Annotated in this window: 13 protein-coding genes, 1 pseudogene and 1 riboswitch; of the genes and pseudogenes, 10 read left to right on the top strand and 4 right to left on the bottom strand. The window is 68.3% G+C overall.

Annotated features, from left to right (window positions below; translation table 11 throughout):
• Positions 1-26 precede the first annotated feature (26 nt).
• From urtD to metH, 7 genes are all read left to right on the top strand, one after another.
• Positions 27-770: an urea ABC transporter ATP-binding protein UrtD gene (gene urtD, locus PMI14_RS29075; RefSeq protein WP_007860424.1), complete on the top strand. Its 744-nt coding sequence runs from the start codon at positions 27-29 to the stop codon at positions 768-770.
• Between the two features lie 30 nt (positions 771-800).
• Positions 801-1490, top strand: coding sequence for an urea ABC transporter ATP-binding subunit UrtE (urtE, locus tag PMI14_RS29070; protein WP_007860422.1), 690 nt, complete (start codon positions 801-803; stop codon positions 1488-1490).
• Between the two features lie 57 nt (positions 1491-1547).
• Positions 1548-2777 carry a formamidase gene (gene fmdA / locus PMI14_RS29065; protein WP_007860420.1) on the top strand — a complete coding sequence of 410 codons (1230 nt, stop codon included), beginning with the start codon at positions 1548-1550 and terminating at the stop codon, positions 2775-2777.
• Positions 2778-2793: 16 nt separating this feature from the next.
• Positions 2794-3159: a zinc ribbon domain-containing protein gene (locus PMI14_RS29060; protein WP_007860417.1), complete on the top strand. Its 366-nt coding sequence runs from the start codon at positions 2794-2796 to the stop codon at positions 3157-3159.
• 30 nt (positions 3160-3189) lie between these two features.
• The gene (locus PMI14_RS29055; RefSeq protein ID WP_007860416.1) at positions 3190-4215 is read left to right on the top strand and encodes an aliphatic amidase; all 1026 of its coding nucleotides are present in this window, start codon (positions 3190-3192) and stop codon (positions 4213-4215) included.
• A 48-nt stretch (positions 4216-4263) separates the two neighbouring features.
• A complete protein-coding gene (locus tag PMI14_RS29050; protein ID WP_007860413.1) occupies positions 4264-5010 on the top strand; it encodes a hypothetical protein in 747 nt (248 codons plus the stop codon).
• A gap of 17 nt (positions 5011-5027) precedes the next feature.
• A riboswitch (S-adenosyl-L-homocysteine riboswitch) is annotated at positions 5028-5128 on the top strand.
• Between the two features lie 26 nt (positions 5129-5154).
• Positions 5155-7893, top strand: a complete 2739-nt coding sequence (gene metH / locus PMI14_RS29045; protein ID WP_081497425.1) for a methionine synthase — start codon at positions 5155-5157, stop codon at positions 7891-7893.
• Positions 7894-7928: 35 nt separating this feature from the next.
• Here the strand turns inward: metH and fahA are convergent, their stop codons facing one another.
• On the bottom strand, positions 7929-9200 hold the full coding sequence (gene fahA, locus PMI14_RS29040; protein WP_007860409.1) for a fumarylacetoacetase: 1272 nt from the start codon (positions 9198-9200) through the stop codon (positions 7929-7931).
• A gap of 37 nt (positions 9201-9237) precedes the next feature.
• A complete protein-coding gene (locus PMI14_RS29035) occupies positions 9238-10239 on the bottom strand; it encodes a tripartite tricarboxylate transporter substrate binding protein (RefSeq protein WP_007860406.1) in 1002 nt (333 codons plus the stop codon).
• A 93-nt stretch (positions 10240-10332) separates the two neighbouring features.
• On the opposite strand from PMI14_RS29035, the gene PMI14_RS29030 reads away from it, so the two are divergent.
• The gene (locus tag PMI14_RS29030) at positions 10333-11112 is read left to right on the top strand and encodes an IclR family transcriptional regulator (protein WP_007860403.1); all 780 of its coding nucleotides are present in this window, start codon (positions 10333-10335) and stop codon (positions 11110-11112) included.
• A 10-nt stretch (positions 11113-11122) separates the two neighbouring features.
• Here the strand turns inward: PMI14_RS29030 and PMI14_RS29025 are convergent, their stop codons facing one another.
• A complete protein-coding gene (locus tag PMI14_RS29025; protein ID WP_007860398.1) occupies positions 11123-11677 on the bottom strand; it encodes a shikimate kinase in 555 nt (184 codons plus the stop codon).
• Between the two features lie 50 nt (positions 11678-11727).
• Positions 11728-12861, bottom strand: coding sequence for a serine hydrolase (locus PMI14_RS29020; RefSeq protein WP_007860396.1), 1134 nt, complete (start codon positions 12859-12861; stop codon positions 11728-11730).
• Positions 12862-12998: 137 nt separating this feature from the next.
• On the opposite strand from PMI14_RS29020, the gene PMI14_RS29015 reads away from it, so the two are divergent.
• Together PMI14_RS29015 and PMI14_RS35150 are read left to right on the top strand one after the other, a co-directional pair.
• Positions 12999-13958: a YihY/virulence factor BrkB family protein gene (locus PMI14_RS29015; protein WP_052024535.1), complete on the top strand. Its 960-nt coding sequence runs from the start codon at positions 12999-13001 to the stop codon at positions 13956-13958.
• A gap of 231 nt (positions 13959-14189) precedes the next feature.
• Positions 14190-14370 (top strand): annotated as a pseudogene (locus tag PMI14_RS35150) (hypothetical protein); the annotation flags it as partial.

The following is a 14370-nucleotide window of genomic DNA, read 5'->3' as shown; positions in this document are numbered from 1 at the left end:
GCGCACCCCGCACCCGGAGCACCCCCATGAGCAACACCGACTTCGCCCTGGCCGTGGAAGACCTCACGGTCTCGTTCGACGGCTTCAAGGCCATCGACGCCCTCACGCTGTACGTCGACAAGAACGAGCTGCGCGTGATCATCGGCCCCAACGGCGCGGGCAAGACCACGCTGCTGGACCTGATCTGCGGCAAGACGCGCGCCACCGGCGGCAGCATCAAGTTCAAGAACGAGGAGCTCACGCGCATGGCCGAGCACAAGCGTGTGCGCCTGGGGATCGGCCGCAAGTTCCAGACGCCCTCGATCTACGAGAACCTCTCGGTGTTCCAGAACCTGGAGGTCTCCTACCCCTCGGGGCGCTCGGTGTTCGGCGCACTCGCGTTCCGCTGCACCCCGGCGGTGAAGAAGCGCGTGCAGGCCGTGGCCGACGACATCGGCCTCGGGGACAAGCTCGACACCGAGGCCGGCCTGCTGTCGCACGGCCAGAAGCAGTGGCTGGAGATCGGCATGCTGCTGATGCAGGAGCCCGAGCTGCTGATGCTCGACGAGCCGATTGCCGGCATGAGCGCACGCGAGCGCGAGCTCACGGCCGAGCTGCTGCAGCGCATCTGCAAGAACCGCGCGGTGATCGTGATCGAGCACGACATGGAGTTCGTCAAGCGCATCGCGCACAAGGTCACCGTCATGCACCAGGGAAAGATCCTGGCCGAGGGCTCGATGGACAAGGTCCAGAACGACCCCAAGGTGATCGACGTCTACCTCGGCCACTGACCGAGCCACCCCGCACAGGAGCACCACCGTATGTTGGAAGTCAAGGACCTGTTCGTGGCCTACGGCCAGAGCGAAGCACTGCACGGCATCTCCTTCGAGGGCCGGGCCAACGAGACCGTGGCCATCATGGGCCGCAACGGCATGGGCAAGACCACGCTGTTCAAGAGCCTCATGGGGGTGATGCCGGTCAAGAGTGGCAGCATCACCGTGGCCGGCCAGGAGGTGACGCGTGACGAGAGCTTTCGCCGCGTGGCCAAGGGCATTGCCTACGTGCCCCAGGGCCGCATGATCTTCCCCACGCTCACGGTGGAAGAGAACATCCAGACGGGGCTGGAGAACTCGAAGACGCGCGAGATCCCCGATGAGATCTACGCCCTGTTCCCCGTGCTGTGGGACATGCGCCGGCGCAAGGGCGGCAACCTTTCGGGCGGGCAGCAGCAGCAGCTGGCGATTGCGCGCGCGCTGGTCACCGACCCCAAGGTGCTGCTGCTCGACGAACCCACCGAGGGCATCCAGCCTTCGATCATCAAGGACATCGCCCGGGCCCTCAACGAGATCCGCAAGCTGCGCCAGATCACCATCGTGGTCAGCGAGCAGGTGCTCTCGTTCGCCATGGACGTGGCCGACCGCCTGTTCGTCATCGAAGGTGGCCGCCTGGTACACGAGACCGCGCGTGCCGATACCGACCAGCAGCACATCAAGGCCTACCTGTCCGTCTGACCCTCTCTCCCGTCTCTTTTCGTTCCCCTTCCACAACCATCCAAGGAGCAACACGCCATGGCCGATACCCTGATCAAGGTGGACCTCAAGCAGTCGCCGTACGACAACCCCCAGGTGCACAACCGCTGGCACCCGGACATCCCCATGGCCGTGTGGGTGGAGCCCGGGGCGGAGTTCAAGCTCGAGACCTATGACTGGACCGGCGGCGCCATCAAGAATGACGACAGCGCCGACGACGTGCGCGACGTGGACCTGTCCACTGTGCACTTCCTGTCGGGCCCCGTGGGCGTCAAGGGCGCCGAGCCGGGCGACCTGCTGGTGGTGGACCTGCTCGACATCGGCGCGCGCGACGACAGCCTGTGGGGCTTCAACGGCTTCTTCTCCAAGAAGAACGGCGGCGGCTTCCTGACCGAGCACTACCCGCTGGCGCAAAAGTCCATCTGGGACTTCCACGGCATGTTCACCAACAGCCGCCACATCCCGGGCGTGAACTTCGCGGGCCTGATCCACCCCGGCCTGATCGGCTGCCTGCCCGACCAGAAGATGCTCGATGCCTGGAATGCGCGCGAGGCCGAGCTGATCGCCACCGACCCGGACCGCGTGCCCGGCCTGGCCAACCCGCCCAACGGAATCACCGCCCACATGGGCAAGCTGCAGGGCGAGGCCAAGGCCAAGGCCGCCGCCGAGGGCGCACGCACGGTGCCGCCACGCGAACACGGTGGCAACTGCGACATCAAGGACCTCTCGCGCGGCTCCAAGGTGTATTTCCCGGTCTACGTCGAAGGCGCGGGGCTCTCGGTGGGTGACCTGCACTTCAGCCAGGGCGACGGCGAGATCACCTTCTGCGGCGCCATCGAAATGGCGGGCTGGGTGCACATGAAGGTCAGCCTGATCAAGGGCGGCATGGCCAAGTACGGCATCAAGAACCCGATCTTCAAGCCCAGCCCTGTCACCCCCAACTACAAGGACTACCTGATCTTCGAGGGCATCTCGGTCGACGAATCGGGCAAGCAGCATTACCTGGATGTCACGGTGGCCTACCGCCAGGCCTGCCTGAACGCCATCGAGTACCTGAAAAAGTTCGGCTATAGCGGTGCACAGGCCTATTCCATCCTGGGCACTGCCCCGGTGCAGGGCCACATCAGCGGCGTGGTCGACGTGCCCAATGCCTGCGCCACGCTGTGGCTGCCCACCGAGATCTTCGACTTCGACATCAACCCCACGGCCGCCGGCCCGGTGAAGATGCTCGACGGCAGCATCGACATGCCGATCTCGCAAGACAAGTAGCCACGAAGGCCCGCCCATGCCCACCTACGACTACGCCTGCCCCGACTGCGGCAACTTCGATGCGCTGCGCAGCGTGGCCCTGCGCAACGAGCCCTGCGCCTGCCCCGAATGCGGGGCCGCAGCGGCGCGCGTGTTCGCCTACGCCCCCCACCTGGCCTGCGTGAGCCCCGAGCAGCGCCGCGCGCACGACACCAACGAGCGCGCGCAGCACGCCCCGCGCTCGTCCTCGCGCGATGGCGATGCCGGCAGCTACGGCCGGCTGCGCCACCCCTCGGGGTGTGGCTGCTGCAGCGGCGGTGGCAGCAAGCGCGGCGGGACGGTCACGGCACCGAGTGGCGCCAAGACCTTTCCCACAAAAAGGCCCTGGATGATCAGCCACTGACGAATCAACGATTCCCAAGGAGACCACGCCATGATCCACGGCGATATTTCAAGCAGCAAGGACACCGTGGGCGTCGCGGTCGTCAACTACAAGATGCCGCGCCTGCACACCCAGGCCGACGTGCTGGACAACGCGCGCAGGATCGCCGACATGCTGGTGGGCATGAAGACCGGCTTGCCGGGCATGGACCTCGTGGTCTTCCCCGAATACAGCACCCACGGCATCATGTACGACCGCCAGGAGATGATGGATACCGCCACCACCATTCCTGGCCCCGAGACGGAAATCTTCGCGGCTGCCTGCCGCAAGGCCAAGGTCTGGGGCGTGTTCTCGCTCACGGGCGAGCGGCACGAAGAGCATCCGCACAAGATGCCCTACAACACCTTGATCCTCATGAACGACCAGGGCGAGATCGTGCAGAAGTACCGCAAGATCATGCCCTGGACGCCCATCGAGGGCTGGTACCCCGGCGACCAGACCTATGTGAGCGAGGGCCCCAAGGGCCTCAAGATCAGCCTCATCATCTGCGACGATGGCAACTACCCCGAGATCTGGCGCGACTGCGCGATGAAGGGTGCCGAGCTCATCGTGCGCTGCCAGGGCTACATGTACCCGGCCAAGGAGCAGCAGATCCTGATGAGCAAGGCCATGGCCTTTGCCAACAACACCTACGTGGCGGTGGCCAACGCGGCGGGGTTCGACGGCGTGTACAGCTACTTTGGCCACTCGGCGCTGATCGGCTTCGACGGCCGCACGCTGGGCGAGTGCGGGGAGGAGGAATACGGCGTGCAGTACGCGGCCCTCTCCACCAGCCTGATCCGCGATTTCCGCCGGAACGGTCAGTCCGAGAACCATTTGTTCAAGCTGCTGCACCGCGGCTATACGGGCGTGCTGAACTCGGGCGAGGGTGACCAGGGCGTGGCGGCCTGCCCCTATGGCTTCTACCAGCGCTGGGTGACCGACCCCGACGGCACGCGCGCCGCCGTGCAGGCGCTCACGCGCAGCACGGTGGGCACGGCCGAGTGCCCCATCGAAGGAATACCGCACGGCGGGTGACGCACGGTTACCAAGGCGCGCCGGGCAGTTGCCGATAATGGGGCGCACATGGTGGCACCCGCATCCCTTCACATCCCCCTGGCCTTGCTGGCCCTGTCGTCGCTTGCCTTTCTGGCCGGTTGCTCCGCCCCGGCACCCACCGCGCGCGGTGAGGTGCGCGGCGCACCCACCACTGCGGGCGAACTGGCCCAGTCGGACGTGAACCGCATGGCCACGCTGGCCATGCGCGACAACCTGGCCAGCCTGTACCTGCTGATGGACAAGCTCTACCGCCGCAACCCGGCCGAGTGGCGCAAAAGCGGCGCGGCCAGCCGCGAGCAGGCCATGGAGCAGGTGCGCGCCGCCGTGGAACAGCGCCAGCCCTGGGCGCCGCTGCAGGGCCGGCGCGATATCGCGGGCCTGGCCTTTGCGCTGGCCCCCGAATTCGCGGGCGACCGGGTGGCGGCCTTCATTGCTGCCACGGCCGACATGCTGGTCACCGCGCATGGCGGCAAGACCGAGTTCTTCCTGCTTGACTCGCTCGACGCCCAGCACCTGTACAACGCCGCGCGCAACGTCGAGTCGGCGGTGTGGCTGCTGTCCCAGCGGCGCAATGGCGCGGGCCAGCCGCTGCTGTGGGCCGACGAGATCGGGCCCCAGGGGCGCAACCTGAGCTTCGAGCGCGAATTCGGCAAGCTCATCGCCCGCCTGGACCTGGTGGCGGTGGTGGTGACCGAGAAGTACCGCCGCGCGGCCATCAGCTATGTGCAGGGGATCGTGGGGGGCACTTTTCTGCAGTTCCTGCCCGTTCGCTAGGCAGGTAAAATGCCGCTTCCCCCGAGGAGCGTTGCAGCGGACAAGCCTGGCACCCAGATTGCCAGGCAACCATCCGTCAGGCTCGGGGCCGACCACCCCGCAACGACGCTCACCTGTTACCGACCCCACTTGCAGGTGAGCCTGATGTCCGCCCTTCCCATGCCCCCCCTGAAGCTGTCCGGCCTGGAGCCCGTCTCCATTGGTGAGGGCACGCTGTTCGTCAACATCGGCGAGCGCACCAACGTCACCGGCTCCAAGGCCTTTGCCCGCATGATCCTCAACGGGCAGTACGAGGAGGCCCTGGCCGTGGCGCGCCAGCAGGTGGAAAACGGCGCCCAGGTCATCGACATCAACATGGACGAGGCCATGCTCGACAGCAAGGCGGCCATGGTGCGCTTTCTGCAGCTCATCGCCTCCGAGCCCGACATCGCGCGCGTGCCCATCATGGTGGACAGCTCCAAGTGGGAGGTGATCGAGGCCGGCCTGCGCTGCATCCAGGGCAAGGGCATCGTGAACTCCATCTCCATGAAGGAGGGCATCGACAAGTTCAAGCACGAGGCGCGCCTGGTCAAGCGCTATGGCGCGGCCGCCGTGGTCATGGCCTTCGACGAGAAGGGCCAGGCCGACACCTTCGAGCGCAAGATCGAGATCTGCGAGCGCGCCTACCGCGTGCTGGTCGACGAGGTGGATTTCCCGCCCGAGGACATCATCTTCGACCCCAACATCTTCGCGGTGGCCACCGGCATCGAGGAGCACAACAACTACGCGGTCGACTTCATCGAGGCCGTGCGCTGGATCAAGCAGAACCTGCCCGGCGCCAAGGTCTCGGGCGGTGTCTCCAACGTGAGCTTCAGCTTCCGCGGCAACGACCCGGTGCGCGAGGCGATCCACACCGTGTTCCTGTACCACGCGATCCAGGCCGGCATGGACATGGGCATCGTCAACGCCGGCATGGTCGGCGTCTACGACGACCTGGAGCCCACGCTGCGCGAACGCGTCGAGGACGTGGTGCTCAACCGCCGCCCCGATGCGGGCGAGCGTTTGGTCGAGGTGGCCGAGACCGCCAAGAGCGGCGCCAAGGACGAAAGCAAGAAGCTCGAATGGCGCGGCACGCCCGAGGCCCCGCGCACCGTGGGCGAGCGCCTGTCGCATGCGCTGGTGCACGGCATCACCGACTTCATCGTCGAAGACACCGAAGAGGCCTACCAGGCCATCGTCGCCAAGGGCGGGCGGCCGCTGCACGTGATCGAAGGCCCGCTGATGGACGGCATGAACGTCGTGGGCGACCTGTTCGGCGCCGGCAAGATGTTCCTGCCCCAGGTGGTCAAGAGTGCGCGCGTGATGAAGTCCGCCGTGGCCCACCTGATTCCCTACATCGAGGAAGAAAAGCGCCAGGACGAACTGGCCGGGCGCGACGTGCGCAGCAAGGGCAAGATCATCATCGCCACCGTCAAGGGCGACGTGCATGACATCGGCAAGAACATCGTCACCGTCGTGCTCCAGTGCAACAACTTCGAGGTGGTGAACATGGGCGTGATGGTGCCCTGTCACGAGATCCTGGCGCGCGCCAAGGTCGAGGGGGCCGACATCGTGGGCCTGTCGGGCCTGATCACGCCCAGCCTCGAAGAGATGCAGTACGTGGCCGGCGAGATGCAGAAGGACGACCACTTCCGCATCAAGAAGATCCCGCTGCTCATCGGCGGCGCCACCACCAGCCGCGTGCACACCGCCGTGAAGATCGCGCCGCACTACGAAGGCCCTGTCGTCTACGTGCCCGATGCCTCGCGCAGCGTGAGCGTGGCCCAGAGCCTGCTGGGCGACGGCGTGCACAGCTATGTGCAGGAGCTCAACGCCGACTACGATAAGGTGCGCACCCAGCACGCCAACAAGAAGCAGACCCCGCTGTGGTCGCTGGCCAAGGTCCGCGCCAACAAGACGCCGGTGGACTGGGCGGCTTTCCAACCCACCGTGCCGCGCGCGCTGGGCCGCCGGGTGTTCAAGAACTTCGACCTGGCCGAGCTGGCGCGCTACATCGACTGGGGCCCGTTCTTCCAGACCTGGGACTTGGCCGGCCCGTACCCCGCGATCCTGACCGACGAGGTGGTGGGCGTGGAAGCCACGCGCGTGTTCGCCGATGCGCAGGCCATGCTGAAAAAGATCATCGAGGGCCGCTGGCTCACCGCCAGCGGCGTGATGGGCCTGTACCCGGCCAACAGCGTGAACGACGACGACATCGAGTTCTACACCGACGAAACCCGCACCGAGGTCGCCATGACCTGGTACGGCATGCGCCAGCAGACCGAAAAGCACGTCATCGACGGCGTGACCCGCCCCAGCCGCTGCCTGGCCGACTTCGTCGCACCCAAGGACAGCGGCATCGCCGACTACGCCGGCCTGTTCGCCGTGACGGCGGGCCTCGGTATCGAGAAGAAGGAAAAGGCCTTCATCGACGCGCTCGACGACTACTCGGCCATCATGTTCAAGAGCCTGGCCGACCGCCTGGCCGAGGCCTTTGCCGAGTGCCTGCACCAGCGCGTGCGCACCGACCTGTGGGGCTATGCCGCAGGCGAGCAGCTGACCAACGACGAGATGATCGGCGAGAAGTACGCCGGCATCCGTCCGGCGCCCGGCTACCCCGCCTGCCCCGACCACAGCGCCAAGAGCGAGCTGTTCCGCGTGCTGCAGTGCGAGGAGGTCGGGATGACCCTGACCGAGAGCCTGGCCATGATGCCGGCCGCCAGCGTGAGCGGCTTTTACCTGGGCCACCCTGAGAGCACGTACTTCAGCGTCGGCAAGATCGGCGAGGACCAGCTGCACGACATGGCCCAGCGCCGCGGCATGGACGAGGCCGTGCTGGCGCGGCTGCTGGCGCCGAACCTCTAGAAACAGCCCCTCTTCGAGGGGCTGCCTGTGGTGCGTCAGGCGACGATGGTTCCGCTCACTTCGCCCAGGCCGATGCGCACGGCGCCTTCGCGCTCGCACCAGCCCTTGAGGACCAGCGTGTCGCCGTCTTCGAGGAAGCTGCGTTGCTCGCCATTGGGCAGCGTGACGGGCTGCTTGCCGCCACCTGCCAACTCCAGCAGCGAGCCGGCTTCGCTGGCCTCGGGGCCCGAGAGCGTGCCCGACCCCATCAGGTCGCCGGGCTGCAGGTTGCAGCCGTTCACCGTGTGGTGCGCCACCAGCTGCGCGGGCGTCCAGTAGGCGGCGCGCTGGGTGTTGGTCAGCGCCAGGCGCACGGCGGGTTCGCCGGCTTCGCGCATGCGCGCGGTCTGCAGCAGCACCTCCAGCGCAATGGTGAAGGCACCCTGGGCGCGGTTGCCCGGCGAGTCGAGGTAGGGCAGGGGCTGCGGGTCCGCCGCGTCGCGCTCGAACGGGGCGCGAAACGGTGCCAGCGCCTCCATGGTCACCACCCAGGGGGACAGGGTGCTGGCGAAGTTCTTCGACAGGAAGGGGCCCAGCGGCTGGTATTCCCAGCCCTGGATGTCGCGCGCGCTCCAGTCGTTGAACAGCGCCACGCCGAACAGGTGCTGCTCGGCCTGGCCGATGGCGATGGGCTCGCCCTGGGCATTGCCCTGGCCGATGAACCAGCCCAGCTCCAGTTCGTAGTCCAGGCGCTTGCAAGGGCCGAGCGTGGGCACGGCGGCATCGGGCGCCTTGGTCTGGCCCTGCGGGCGCTTGATGCGTTGGCCGCTGATGCCGATGGACGAGGCGCGGCCGTGGTAGCCGATGGGCACCCACTTGTAGTTGGGCAAGAGCGGGTTGTCGGGGCGGAACTGCTTGCCCACTGTAGTGGCGTGGTGCACGCTGGTGTAGAAGTCGGTGTAGTCGCCGATCTGGCAGGGCACGGCCATCTCGGCCTCGCCCTGGGGCGACAGCGCCTGGGACCAGGCGGCCTGCTGGCTGGCGCCTTCGCGCAGGCCTTCGGACAACTGCTGGCGCAGGGCCTGGCGCTTGGCCGGCGTGGCGGCCATCAGTGCGTTCATGTCGTTGTGCGCGACCAGGCCCGCAGCCTGCAGGTCCAGGATCTGGTCACCGATGGCCACGCCGATGCGCAGCGGTCCACCGCTGCCCGCGGTGCGAAAGCGGCCGAAGGGCAGGTTCTGGATCGGGAAATCGCAGCCCGCCAGATTGGCGGAGGCGACCCAGCTGCGCAGCTGGGGATCGTGGGTGGCGTCGAGGGTGGTGGTCATGGTCACGCAGGGAGGGAAGAAGAAGGGGAGAAAAGGATCAGTCGGCGCTCATCCGCGCACTGTGGGCGACCTTGCCCAGGCGCTCGTACTCGCGCTTGGTCAAGGCATCGAAATCGGCCACGCTGGCGCTGCGCGGGGTGAAGCCCGCGGCCAGCAGCTTGTCCTTGACGGCGGGGTCGGCCAGCGCATCGGCCAATGCCTTGTTCAGGCGCTGTGCCACGGCGGGGGGCAGGCCCGCGGGGCCATAGACGCCGAACCAGGGCTCGACCACCGCGTCGGGCAGGCCGGCTTCGGCCAGGGTGGGCACGTCGGGCAGCGCGGGCGAGCGCTGGGCGCCCGCCACGGCCAGGGCGCGCAGCTTGCCGGCCTGGATGTGGGGCAGCGAGGCGGGCAGGTTGTCGAAGGCGATCGGCACCTGGCCGCCGATCAGGTCGGTGATCAGCGGCGCGCTGCCCTTGTAGGGCACGTGCACCAGGTCGGTCTTGCTGGTCTGGGCGAACAGCACGCCGGTCAGGTGCATGGAGGTCCCGGCACCGGCCGTGGCGTAGGGAACACCGGGGTTCTTCTTCGCATGGGCCAGCAGTTCGGCCACGGTCTTCACGGGCAGGGCGGGGCCGGCCTCGAGCACGATGGTGGAATTGCCCAAGAGTCCCACGGCCGTGAAGTCCTTGCGCGGGTCGAAGGGCATCTTCTTGTAGATGTGCGGGTTCAGCGCATTCGTGGAGATCGCGCCCATGCCCACGGTGTAGCCGTCGGGCGCGGCCTTGGCCACCGCGTCCATGCCGATGTTGCCGCCCGCGCCTGCGCGGTTGTCGATGATGACCGGCTGGCCCAGGGTCTGCGCCATGTGGGCGCCCACGGTGCGCGCCACCAGGTCGGTGGTGCCGCCGGGGGCATAAGGCACGACAAAGCGGATCGGCTTGGCCGGGAAGGCGGCCTCCTGCGCGGCCGCCGGGCCGGCGGCCAGGCCGAGCATGCCGGCGGCAGCGGTGCACAGCAGGGCGCGGCGGGTGGTAGGGGTGCGGTCGAAAGCGGTCATGTCCGGGTGTCTCCGAGGATGGTTATAGGAATGCCGCCATTCTTGGCCGGCCCGCCGTTTCCTACAATCGTTCTTTCCACTGCATGGACAAACATGGCCACCCTGGTGCTCGACCGCGTGCTGCGCATCCTCGACCAGCTCTCGCGCTACGACGCGCGCGGGCTGTCGCTGTCGGACATCGCGCGCCAGTCCGGCATCCCGCATCCCAGCGTGCACCGGCTGCTGCAGGACATGATGGCCGCGCGCCTGGTGGCCGCGCTGCCCGAGGGGCGCGGCTATGTGCTGGGCCGCCGCCCGTTCGAGCACGGCCTGGCTGCGCGCGGTCGGCACGATGTGGCGCCGCTGTTCAGCGCCAACCTGCAGCGCCTGGCCGATGCCACGGGCTATGCGGCCTACCTGTTCGTGCTCAGCGGCCACGAGGCCGTCTGCTATACCCATACCAACGTGCAGAGGCTCGACCCGCCGCTGTCGGTGACCGTGGGCGGGCGCCGCCCGCTGGGCGTGGGCGCGGCGGGCCTGGCGCTGATGGCGGCGCAGGGCGAGGAGCTCATCGAGGCCGCGCTGGCGGCCAATGCGGCCACGCTGGGCCGCTACGGCGGGCTGGACGAGGCCACGCTGCGCACGCTGCTCACCCAGACCCAAGGCTTGGGCTACGCACGCAGCGGCGGCTGCCTGAACACCAATACCGCCGCCGTGGGCCATGCGGTGGTGGACGCGGGCGGGCGGGCCTTTGCGGCCATCAGCCTGTCGACCACCGTGGCGCGGCTCACGCAGCGCGAGGCGGCGCGGCTGGCCGCGCTGCTGCGCACCGAGATCGCGGACATCCAGCCGCGCGTGCACTTCCACTGGAGTGATTCTTCACCCCTGCGCTGAGGCGGTTTGCCTATGGCTGCGGTGTCTGCTCTGCGCCCATGTCGGCGCCCGCGGCCATTTCGAGCTGCATCATGATCATGTTGACCAGCATGTGCACCGTGGGGCGGCCGGTCTCGATCACGTAGTGGGCGGTTTCCCGGTACAGGCCGTCGCGCTGGGCGTAGAGTGCGCGCAGCTTGTCCATGGGGTTGCCGCCCTGCAGCAGGGGGCGGGTGCGGTCGTGCTTGACGCGCTTGTAGATCTCTTCGGGCGAGGCGCGCAGGTAGAGCACCGGGCCCATGGCGCGCAGCACATCGCGGTTCTCGCGGCGCAGCACGGCGCCGCCACCGGTCGACAGCACCATGCCCCCCGGCTGGGCAGCGGCCTTGGCGAGTTCCTGGGCCTCCAGGTCGCGAAAGCGCGCCTCGCCATGTTCCTCGAAGAACTGGCGGATGCTGGTGCCCAGCGTTTCCTCGAGCCGATGGTCCAGGTCGATGAACGGCACACCCGTGCGGTGCGCCAGCTGCCTGCCGACGGTGGATTTGCCCGAGCCGGGCATGCCGACCAGTGCACAGCGAATCTGCATATTCTTTTCTTGCCCCTTGGGGGCGAGTTTAAAGCAGGGCCCTGTGGTTGCTACAGCGCCGCGTAGACCAGCGCCGGGTACAGCTCGCACAGGTAGCGCAGCTGGCCGGGCGCCTGGGTGAGCAAGATGGCCACCAGGTCTTCCGCCGGGTCCACCAGGAAGAAGGTGCCGCCCATGCCGCTCCAGCCGTACTGGCCCACCGATGCGGCATGGGGCGCGAGGCCCGCGCTGCGGCGCACCGCCACGCCCAGGCCAAAGCCATAGCCCTCGGGCAGGATGTCCCCGGCCGCCGGGATGCGGTCGCCCAGGTGGTCGGCCGCCATGAAGCCCACGGTGGCGCGGCTGGCCAGGCGCACGCCGTCGAGCGTGCCGCCGGCCAGCAGCAGGCGCGCAAAGCGCGCATAGTCGCCGGCCGTGGACACCAGCCCGCCGCCGCCCGACTCGAACGCGGCCGGGCGCGCTACGTCGTTGAGCGCCACCTCGGCGCCGGTGGCCGGGTCGCGCGCGAAGGGCTGGGCCAGGCGGTGCAACTGCTCCGCCGGCACGTGAAAGCCGGTGTCGTGCATCTGCAGCGGGCCGAAGACCCGGCGCTGCAGGATGGCGCCCAGGGTCTCGCCCTCCACCACCTCCAGCAGCGCGCCCAGCACGTCGGTGGCGCGGCTGTATTCCCAGCAGCTGCCGGGCTGGTGCAGCAGGGGCAGGGGCCCGATGGCCTTGGCCAGCGCCGCATTGCCGTCGCGGCGCGAGCCGATGCGTGCCGCTTGGTAGGCCTGGGCCACCGGGCCGGTGTCCCAGGCGTAGCTCAGCCCCGCCGTGTGGCGCAGCAGGTCGTGCACCGTGGCCTCGCGCTGCACGGCGGTGGTACCCCCCGTCGCCGGGTCGAACACGCCCTGGCCGGCAAAGGTGGGCAGGTAGCGCGCCACTGGGTGGGACAGGGGCAGGCGCCCTTCTTCCATGAGCATCAGCGTGGCCAGCGACACCACGGGCTTGGTCATGGAGTAGATGCGGAAGATCGAATCCGGCGCCATGGCCGGCGCCCCCGCGGCGGGCGCCTGGGCGCCCAGGGCGTCGTGCAGCACGGTCTGGCCGCGGTGGTGCACCAGCGCCACCGCGCCGGGCAGAATGCCGCGGTCGATGTGGTCCTGCAGGACGCTGCGCAATCGGGTCAGGCTGGGGGCATGCATGGGCGGGGGCTCCTGGAGAAGATGGCAAGAGCCTGCCACAAGTGGCAGATGGGCCCAGCCGCCTGTGGGACAGCGCCTACAGTGGCTTCCGTGCCCGGCCGGTGGAAATCCGCCACCCCGCCTCCTATGCTCCGTGCATGACCGTCTCCGACCGCATCCAGCGCGCCACCGAGCGCCTCCAACCCCTGGTACAGCCCGTGATGCCGCTGTGGCGGGCGGTGCAGCTGTGGCTCGACGCCGACGGCCTGCGCATGAGCGCGGCCATGTCCTTCTACGGCATGCTCAGCCTGGCGCCGCTGCTGCTCCTGCTGGTGGGCGTGCTCGGCTGGTGGCTGGACCGCAGCTACCTGGAGAGCAGCCTGCTGAACCAGGTGCAGTCGGTGATGGGCGAGCGCGTGGCCGACGTCATGCGCCAGGCCCTGGCCAGCGCCCAGGAGCCGTCCGAGGGGCGCCTGGCCTCGCTGATCGGCTTCGTCGTGCTGCTCTCGGGCGCCACCGGGGTGTTCGTGGAGCTGCAATCGGCGCTGGCACGGCTGTGGCAGGGCGCGGAGCCCGACCCCGCGCGCACCGCCTGGTGGCACATGGCCTCGCTGCGGCTGCGCGGGCTGGCCTATGTGCTGGCCATCGGCTTTTTGCTGCTGGTGTCGCTCACGATGTCCACGCTGATCAACCTGTTCGCCGGCTGGGCCGGGGCCCGGCTGTCCATCGCGCCGCTCGGTCCCATCCTGCAGGTCGTCAACGAGGTGGTGGCCTTCGGCTTTGCCGTGGCGCTGTTCGTCGGGCTGATGCGCATCGGCACCGGGCGCAAGCCGCCGCTGCGCTGCCTCATCGCCGGCGCGGTGGTGGGCGCCACCCTGTTCACCATCGGCAAGCAGCTGCTGGCGTGGTACCTCTCCACGGCGGCGGTCGTTTCCGCGTATGGGGCGGCCGGCTCGCTGGTGGTGCTGCTGATGTGGATCTATTTCTCGTCGGCGGTGCTGCTGTTCGCCGCCAGTTGCGCGCGGGCCCTGGACGAGGCGGGGCTGCAGGTGCGCAGGCGTCGCGCCCCGGCGCATCCCGTGCCCCAGGACGGTACGGAGGTGGCGCCTGTGCCTTGACTAGGGCCTGTGTCGCTTGGCGCTGTAAGCAATGGCAAATGTGTGCCCTGGGGCTGTGCACCTTGCGGCGCTACTGCAGCACTTCTTACCGACCCTTACAAAGCAGACAAAGGCGGGCATCGTGGCTTGTATACCGTCTGTCCATGGGCCGCGTTGTGCACTGAGTGACGGCCCCGACACAAGATCGAAACAATGAATGGCGCACATGCGCGCGGAAAGAAAAGAAACACCATGAACTGCCCTATTCCCCTGCAGCCGTCCGATGTGCGCACCGTGCCTTCCACCCCTTCGCCCATGAAATGGATGTGGGTCGCCATCGCTTCCCTGGGGGCCTGTGTGGTGGCCCTGGGTACCACGCTGGTGGTACAGCACCGCCCGGCTGAAGTTTCCGCCGCCGCAACGGCGGCCAGCC

Source organism: Acidovorax sp. CF316 (assembly GCF_000276605.1).
GTDB lineage: Bacteria > Pseudomonadota > Gammaproteobacteria > Burkholderiales > Burkholderiaceae_C > Acidovorax.
The sequence above is the reverse complement of the archived record's forward strand: the minus strand, read 5'-3'. Positions and strand labels throughout refer to the sequence as shown.

What these genes read in the sequence shown, in the direction of transcription:
- urtD (WP_007860424.1), top strand. Translation starts at nt 27, where the DNA reads ATGAGCAACACCGACTTCGCCCTGGCCGTGGAAGACCTCACGGTCTCG.
- urtE (WP_007860422.1), top strand. Translation starts at nt 801, where the DNA reads ATGTTGGAAGTCAAGGACCTGTTCGTGGCCTACGGCCAGAGCGAAGCA.
- fmdA (WP_007860420.1), top strand. Translation starts at nt 1,548, where the DNA reads ATGGCCGATACCCTGATCAAGGTGGACCTCAAGCAGTCGCCGTACGAC.
- PMI14_RS29060 (WP_007860417.1), top strand. Translation starts at nt 2,794, where the DNA reads ATGCCCACCTACGACTACGCCTGCCCCGACTGCGGCAACTTCGATGCG.
- PMI14_RS29055 (WP_007860416.1), top strand. Translation starts at nt 3,190, where the DNA reads ATGATCCACGGCGATATTTCAAGCAGCAAGGACACCGTGGGCGTCGCG.
- PMI14_RS29050 (WP_007860413.1), top strand. Translation starts at nt 4,264, where the DNA reads ATGGTGGCACCCGCATCCCTTCACATCCCCCTGGCCTTGCTGGCCCTG.
- metH (WP_081497425.1), top strand. Translation starts at nt 5,155, where the DNA reads ATGTCCGCCCTTCCCATGCCCCCCCTGAAGCTGTCCGGCCTGGAGCCC.
- fahA (WP_007860409.1), bottom strand. Translation starts at nt 9,200, where the DNA reads ATGACCACCACCCTCGACGCCACCCACGATCCCCAGCTGCGCAGCTGG.
- PMI14_RS29035 (WP_007860406.1), bottom strand. Translation starts at nt 10,239, where the DNA reads ATGACCGCTTTCGACCGCACCCCTACCACCCGCCGCGCCCTGCTGTGC.
- PMI14_RS29030 (WP_007860403.1), top strand. Translation starts at nt 10,333, where the DNA reads ATGGCCACCCTGGTGCTCGACCGCGTGCTGCGCATCCTCGACCAGCTC.
- PMI14_RS29025 (WP_007860398.1), bottom strand. Translation starts at nt 11,677, where the DNA reads ATGCAGATTCGCTGTGCACTGGTCGGCATGCCCGGCTCGGGCAAATCC.
- PMI14_RS29020 (WP_007860396.1), bottom strand. Translation starts at nt 12,861, where the DNA reads ATGCATGCCCCCAGCCTGACCCGATTGCGCAGCGTCCTGCAGGACCAC.
- PMI14_RS29015 (WP_052024535.1), top strand. Translation starts at nt 12,999, where the DNA reads ATGACCGTCTCCGACCGCATCCAGCGCGCCACCGAGCGCCTCCAACCC.